We start from the raw sequence: 6,518 nt of genomic DNA on the forward strand, positions 1-6,518 counted from the left end.
GCATTAACTCTCTGGAAAATAAATTTTCCAGAGGCTCACAATTTTTATTTTGTTATATAAATTCTTACAAATATCTGCTGTACAAATAAATATAAATTTTCTTAATTATTTGCTGCTGCAGAACAACAGTCTAACTGTTTCATTCTAAATATAACAGAAACTTTACTCCCATCTGGAGGAAGTACATCTTCTCTTATATATTTATCTATATTTTTATTTTCAAGTTCTGCTGTAGTAAATGAAGAATCGCTTGTTATAGCTATAGGGCAGCTGTCAAGACATAATATACATCCTGTTCTATTAGCTTTAGCAGCCTCAAAATTTCCTCCGAATCTTACTATCATCATTCTTTCTTCAGAAGATTTTATTACATTTTCAAAAGGTATTTCTTTTTCTGAACCTTCCCAAGTAACAAATACATCTAACGGTTCTCCTTTAACTGCTTTTGATAATGACATGTCTTCCATAGTTAAATTATTTCCTTCAACACATCCTATATCTTTTAAAGCCTGATAAAATTCTCTTTCATCTGTAAGAGATATTAATACTCCTTTATCTCCATATTTACCGCCTTTAAATACTATTCCATGATGTCTTGTAGGATTATTAAAATATTTTCCATTAACTATTGCTTCTATTCTTACTTCTTTTCTATTATTATTTATAATAGCAGGAGCTTCTCCTTCATCTCTTAATATTACGCTTCCCATAGAGTTCTTTAATTCTTTATTACATGATATAACAAAGAATAAGCATATTAAAAAACTAAAAATAATTTTTTTATTCATATTATTTACTGTCCTTCTATAGATTTATTGTTTACATATTTTCTTTTTAAGAATAAAGATATTCCTGTTACCAATATTAATATAACAGCAGCAATTAAAAAGTATACATATTTATTGTTTTCTGAAACTAATCCTACAGATGCTATTGTAAATAAAGATATTCCCGGAAGCATGAATAAAAATGTATATAAGGAATACTTTATAAAACTAACATCTGTTATACCATATGCAAAATTCTGTATATTATATGGAAATAATGGAACTAATCTTGTAATCATTAAAAGAAGCATTGCATTTTTATTTCCTTCCTGAAATAGAAGTTTATTTAAATATTTATTTTTTTCTATTAAGGGCTTTATAGTATCCTTTAGAAAAAATCTTGATACTAAAAATGATATTATAGCAGCAAGGGTAGAGGATATAGAGCATAATATAATTCCAAGTATAGGCCCGAATAATATTCCGGAAAATAATGCAAAAGTGATTCCTGGTAATGCTAATATAGAACTTCCTATAGCTGTTACAGCAATATATATAATTGATGCTTTTATTATATTATTGCCTATCATATATTTAAAATCATCAAAATTATGAATTTTATCATGCAGCTTGTAATGATGATTTATAATAATAATAGCTATGACCGCTATTATAAATATTGCAAGTTTAATATATTTAGATTTTATTTTCATTGTTATCAGTATTTTCTTGTAAATTATTTTGTTTATTTTTTTTACTTTGATATATTTGTCTTAATAAAATAATTAATGCAGATAATGCAAATAATATTAAAAGTCCTGTAACAAATAATTTTGCTCCTCCAGTAAGCATTCCGCCTACATAAGAATAAACTATTGTAGCAGGAAGCTGTCCTATTCCGGTAGCTATAAAAAAACCTAAGAAATTCATTGAGGTAAGTCCTGCTGCATAACTAACTATATCAAAAGAAATAAAAGGAAGTAATCTTGCTATAAGTATGCTTTGTTTTCCGTATTTAGCGAAAAAATCATCTATCTGTTTTAATCCTGTTTTGCTTGTTAGTTTTTCAACGAAATCTCTTCCAAGTATTCTAGCTATATAAAAACATAAAGCAGCCCCAGCCATAGCACTAGACCAAGATAATATTGCACCTGCTTTCCAGCCGAATAGATTAGCATTTGCAAATGTAAGAAGAAATGCAGGTAAAGGAGCTACTACAGATTGAAGAACCATAAGTATAAATGAAACAGCCATAGCATAATGTCCATAAGATGCTACGAATTCTTTTACAACATTAAAATCTCCTGTAGCGAACATTTTAAATATTGTATTAAGCTGTTTATTTATCGCTGGTATAAATATATATGATAGTATACATAATATAATAATTAGCAATAAAATTAATTTTTTTATTATTGACTTTTTATTTATAGATGAAGATTCTTTCATAATAAATAAGCTCCCAAGTTTACAAAAGTAGTTTGTATTAAAATTTATTATAGATTAATAAAATAAGTGTAAATGATAAGTCTCACGGACTATAATAGATTATTTAAGAGGAAATTTATGCTTGTTAAAGAAAATATTAAATCTTGTTTTTGAATATATTTTTAACATACGCAATCCAATAAGTTAATACAGTAATATTAACAAAAAAAATAAAAATATCAAGTATTACATCAAAAAATATTAATTCATAATGATTTTTTATTGACTATAATTTTTTGTATGTTATTATAAACAAAATTTTATAAAGAAAGGAGAATTTTCCATGAAAAAAAGTTTTATAATTTCTTTTGCCGTTTTATTATCATTAATGATAAGCTGCAGTAATTCATCATCATCATCATCTTCTTCTTCTGCTGCTGCTCAAACTAATCAGCAGGAAGAAGTAACTGCATCAGCAAGCTATAACAATTTAACTGTTGATGAAGTAGTAACATTATGGAAATCAAATCCAAACATAATATTAATAGATGTTAGAACACCTGATGAGATTAAAGAAACAGGTTCTATAGAAGGTGCTACTAATATAGATTTCAAAGCACCAGATTTTAAAGAAAATGTATCTTCTTTAGATAAAAGCAAAGAATATATAATATTCTGCAGATCAGGCAATCGCTCAGGACAGGCTTCTCAAATAATGGCTGATTTAGGTTTTACTAATATAAACAATCTTAGTAATGCCGGATATGATGAGTTTTCAAAAGCATTAGCTCAGTAATTCAATGATAGAGTTAATTGATGAAATATTGTTTTTTTTACTATAAAAATAAAATTCCTCTTTCTATCAATTTGATTAGATCGTGAATCTATAAAAACATTTCAAACAAAATAATATATTTAGTTATTTTTTATTAATTCCAATAAACACGGTAAATTTATGTGTTTATTGGGATTAATTACACATGATTTTTTAGCTGGAGATACTCATGCATCATTTTTCAGAAACTTTAAAAAAATATAATATAGAATTAAAAAAGAAAGATATAGAAACTGTTCAAATTAATACAGGATATAATTGTAATTTACATTGTGCTCATTGCCATGTAGATGCTGGTATTAATAGAAAAGAATCTATAAGCAGAGAAGTATTAAATGACTGTTTTAAATTTATAAAAAATTCTAATAAGGAAATAGATGTAGATATAACAGGAGGTGCTCCTGAAAATTGTGATTTTTTATCCGAGTTTATAGAAGATATTAGAAGATTACAAAATGTTAATAGGATTATATTAAGAACTAATTTAACTATTTTAGAGAATAAGAAAGAACTTATAGATATTTTTAAAAACAATAGGGTAGAGTTGGTGGCTTCTCTTCCATGTTATACAAAAGAAAATGTAGATGAACAAAGAGGAAATGGAACTTACGAAAAATCTATAAAAATGCTTAAGTATTTAAACTCTGTAGGTTATGGTATTGATAGAGATTTGATTATAAATTTGGTTTATAATCCGCTTGATGATTATTTGCCAGGTTCCCAAATGGAATTAGAAAAAGATTATAAAGAATATTTAAAAAGTGAACATAATATAGTATTTAATAATTTATATACTATTACAAATATACCTATAGGAAGATTTGAGGAGAAACTTAAAAAAAATAATAAGTATGAAAATTACATGCAGCTTCTTGAAGATAATTTCAATGCATCTAATGCTTACAAAGTTATGTGTTTAAATACTGTTAATATAGGATATGACGGCAGGGTGTATGATTGCGATTTTAATCAAATGAAAAATCTAGCATCTTTAAATGGTAAGTCTTCATACATAAAAGATTTGACCATTGATGACTTTAAGAATAATACTATAGCAATAGAAGATTATTGTTACGGATGTACAGCAGGGGAGGGAAGCAGCTGTCAGGGAAATTTGCAATAATATAGAAAAGTTCTTCTATAATTGTTTTCTTTTATAATTGTTTTATTTATAGAAGGACTTTTTAATTTAATATCTTAAGCATTTCAGTTTCTATTGATTTAATATTTCCTTTTGCTTCTTGAATAGCTTTTATTTCTGCTCTTCTTTGTTCTAATAATTCTTCCTGACCTTGTTTATCCAAAGTTGATTTTTTAGCAAAATATGCATCGCTTATAAGCTTGTCAGCCATTCTCAAAGTTCTGTCTGATACTATTGCTTTGTCTGATGCATTCTCTGCTTTATACATATTGAAACTCGCATCAGTTTTTAAAGCTCCTTCAGGTACTCCGTCAAGTATACTTCCTTTCCATTCCAATTTAGGCTGATAATTATATGTAATATAATCAAAATATTCAGCATTCTTTATTTCATCATTATCAACGAATATATCCAAAGCTTCATTAGCAGTTTCATTTAACAAAAACATTTTATTTTTACAGTCTTCAGTATATATTTTTTGAATACAGTTTAAATTTTGAAAATCATTATTATTTATAAGCTTTCCTATTTCTGAATCAAAATCTATTTCCAAATTATCTTTCAAAAGTAAAGTATAATGTACTACACCGCCTCTTCCTCCTGTATAGTGATACTCGCTTGAAACCATTAATTCTTCTTTGCCGTCATTATTGATATCACATAAGAAGAAATATGGAGAATGCAAAGACCAACGCGAATACATTGCTTCTCTTACATAATCTGAATATTCTTCTTCATTAAATTTACCGAAACTTATAAATTTAGAGTCCTTGATATAATCTTTCAAATCATTTGTAGAAATTGAATTAATTTCAGCAGATTTTACTTTATCTATATATCCAAGTCTGAAATTATAAGTTTTTATCTCTTCAAATGAAGCATATAAATTATCTCTTATGAACTCAGGATTGTAATAATGCATATTTACCGGTCCTCGTATAGTGCTTTCAATTAAAAATGTATTTTTCTTAAACTCAAGTAAACTAAGATCGTTCCATCCATTATAGGCATCATCAGTTTCAAGATTGTAATAATTTTCATAATATGCTAAATACTCATTTATACTATCATCTGTTAACCTATTTTTTATATAAGTTCTTATATATTTGTTAATTATATTTGTATTGATTATTTCTGGTACTATATTTAATGAAGCTACACTAGCTGTACCTTCTTCTACAACTGAAGTTAAAGAATAATTATTTTCATTAAATAAATCTATATAGCCTGTATTTTTGACAATATATTTATAAAAATCATTATTATAGGCATCAATAACTAATTTTTCTGCTCTTAAAGAATCAGGGGCTTCTATTATATAATCAACCAATTTCATCTTATTACTATAAGCATTATCATTATCATAACTTGTTATTATCATAGCTATATTAGTTCCGCCTGCATTTTTCCATTCTGTTAAATATTTTTTTTCTTCTTCAAAATAGTAAAGAGAATCTGTAGCAAAATGAGATAAGAACAAAGCTAAATAAACTTCAGCATCTTTTTTATTTAATTTTAATAATTCTTCTCTTGCTTTTTTTAATGCCAAATTCTGCTCTACGTATAAATATTCAGCCGCATAATATTCTGTAAAATCTTCATTATATATATCCCCGCTTGAAAATATTTCATTAAATGGAGCATAATTAACATTTGATATAAACTCTATAGAATATTTTTTTCTTTCATCATCATTTGCAAATTTTATATTAAGAAAATTAAAATTTCTTTTTGCCTCTTCATTATTTTCTCTTGCATTTTTAAGTTCTTCATCAAATTTAGCTTTATCTGCTCTAATACCTTTATAAACATATTTCATATCAAAGAATTCTTTTTCAGTTTCTGTTTTTTGATTATCTGATGTTGATATATTAGTATGAGTACTAATTTTTTGTGATTGTTCTGTTTGATTTGTTTCCTTTCTGCCGCCGCATGAAATTATAGTAATCATTAAAGTAAATGCTGTAATTATAGAAATAATATTTTTCATATTAAACCCTATATACGTATTATCGTTTTTCGTATCATAAATTAAAATTAGCAAAATTTCAATTATAAAATATTTTAACAATAAAAAAGTGCATACATATATAATGCATACACTTTTTAGAATTAAGATTCTAACTATTATTCAAGAAGTCTTATTAGCTCTATGTTTTTTCCTCTTATTTTGGCATAGTATAATGCATCTTTTTTCTCATTACTTTTTATTCTTTTATTAGCACCAGCATCTAAAAGCATTTTTGTCATCTCTAAATCTCCTCTATGACAAGCCCACATCAATGCTGTCATACCGCCTCTATTTTGAACATTAACATCTGCATTATTTTTTATAAGTAATTTGACA

General features: G+C 26.1%; 7 protein-coding genes. 2 read left to right on the forward strand and 5 right to left on the reverse strand.

From position 1 onward, the window contains the following. Positions 1–101: 101 nt before the first annotated feature. Genes Q0J90_RS09255 through Q0J90_RS09265 form a run of 3 tightly spaced genes read right to left on the reverse strand, consistent with a single transcriptional unit; the run spans position 102 to position 2,216 of the window. Positions 102–788 carry a YdjY domain-containing protein gene (locus Q0J90_RS09255; protein ID WP_297277628.1) on the reverse strand — a complete coding sequence of 229 codons (687 nt, stop codon included), beginning with the start codon at positions 786–788 and terminating at the stop codon, positions 102–104. 5 nt (positions 789–793) lie between these two features. Beyond that, complete coding sequence (locus tag Q0J90_RS09260) at positions 794–1,480, reverse strand: VTT domain-containing protein (RefSeq protein ID WP_297277629.1); 687 nt, start codon at positions 1,478–1,480, stop codon at positions 794–796. Further along, complete coding sequence (locus Q0J90_RS09265) at positions 1,464–2,216, reverse strand: TVP38/TMEM64 family protein (RefSeq protein WP_297277630.1); 753 nt, start codon at positions 2,214–2,216, stop codon at positions 1,464–1,466. The genes Q0J90_RS09260 and Q0J90_RS09265 overlap by 17 nt, the downstream gene beginning before the upstream one ends. 322 nt (positions 2,217–2,538) lie before the next feature. Between Q0J90_RS09265 and Q0J90_RS09270 the strand changes: the two genes are divergently transcribed. Together Q0J90_RS09270 and arsS are read left to right on the forward strand one after the other, a co-directional pair. Next, positions 2,539–2,991 (forward strand): rhodanese-like domain-containing protein, encoded by a 453-nt coding sequence (locus tag Q0J90_RS09270; protein WP_297277631.1) that lies wholly within the window; start codon positions 2,539–2,541, stop codon positions 2,989–2,991. Positions 2,992–3,199: 208 nt separating this feature from the next. Beyond that, on the forward strand, positions 3,200–4,153 hold the full coding sequence (arsS, locus tag Q0J90_RS09275) for an arsenosugar biosynthesis radical SAM (seleno)protein ArsS (RefSeq protein ID WP_297277632.1): 954 nt from the start codon (positions 3,200–3,202) through the stop codon (positions 4,151–4,153). A 61-nt stretch (positions 4,154–4,214) separates the two neighbouring features. Here the strand turns inward: arsS and Q0J90_RS09280 are convergent, their stop codons facing one another. Together Q0J90_RS09280 and Q0J90_RS09285 are read right to left on the reverse strand one after the other, a co-directional pair. After that, positions 4,215–6,161, reverse strand: a complete 1,947-nt coding sequence (locus tag Q0J90_RS09280) for a hypothetical protein (RefSeq protein ID WP_297277633.1) — start codon at positions 6,159–6,161, stop codon at positions 4,215–4,217. 137 nt (positions 6,162–6,298) lie between these two features. Then, positions 6,299–6,518 (reverse strand): ankyrin repeat domain-containing protein (locus Q0J90_RS09285; RefSeq protein ID WP_297277634.1); only part of this gene is annotated, 220 nt, incomplete at its 5' end.

This window comes from uncultured Brachyspira sp., from assembly GCF_944390595.1.
Classification (GTDB): Bacteria; Spirochaetota; Brachyspiria; order Brachyspirales; family Brachyspiraceae; genus Brachyspira.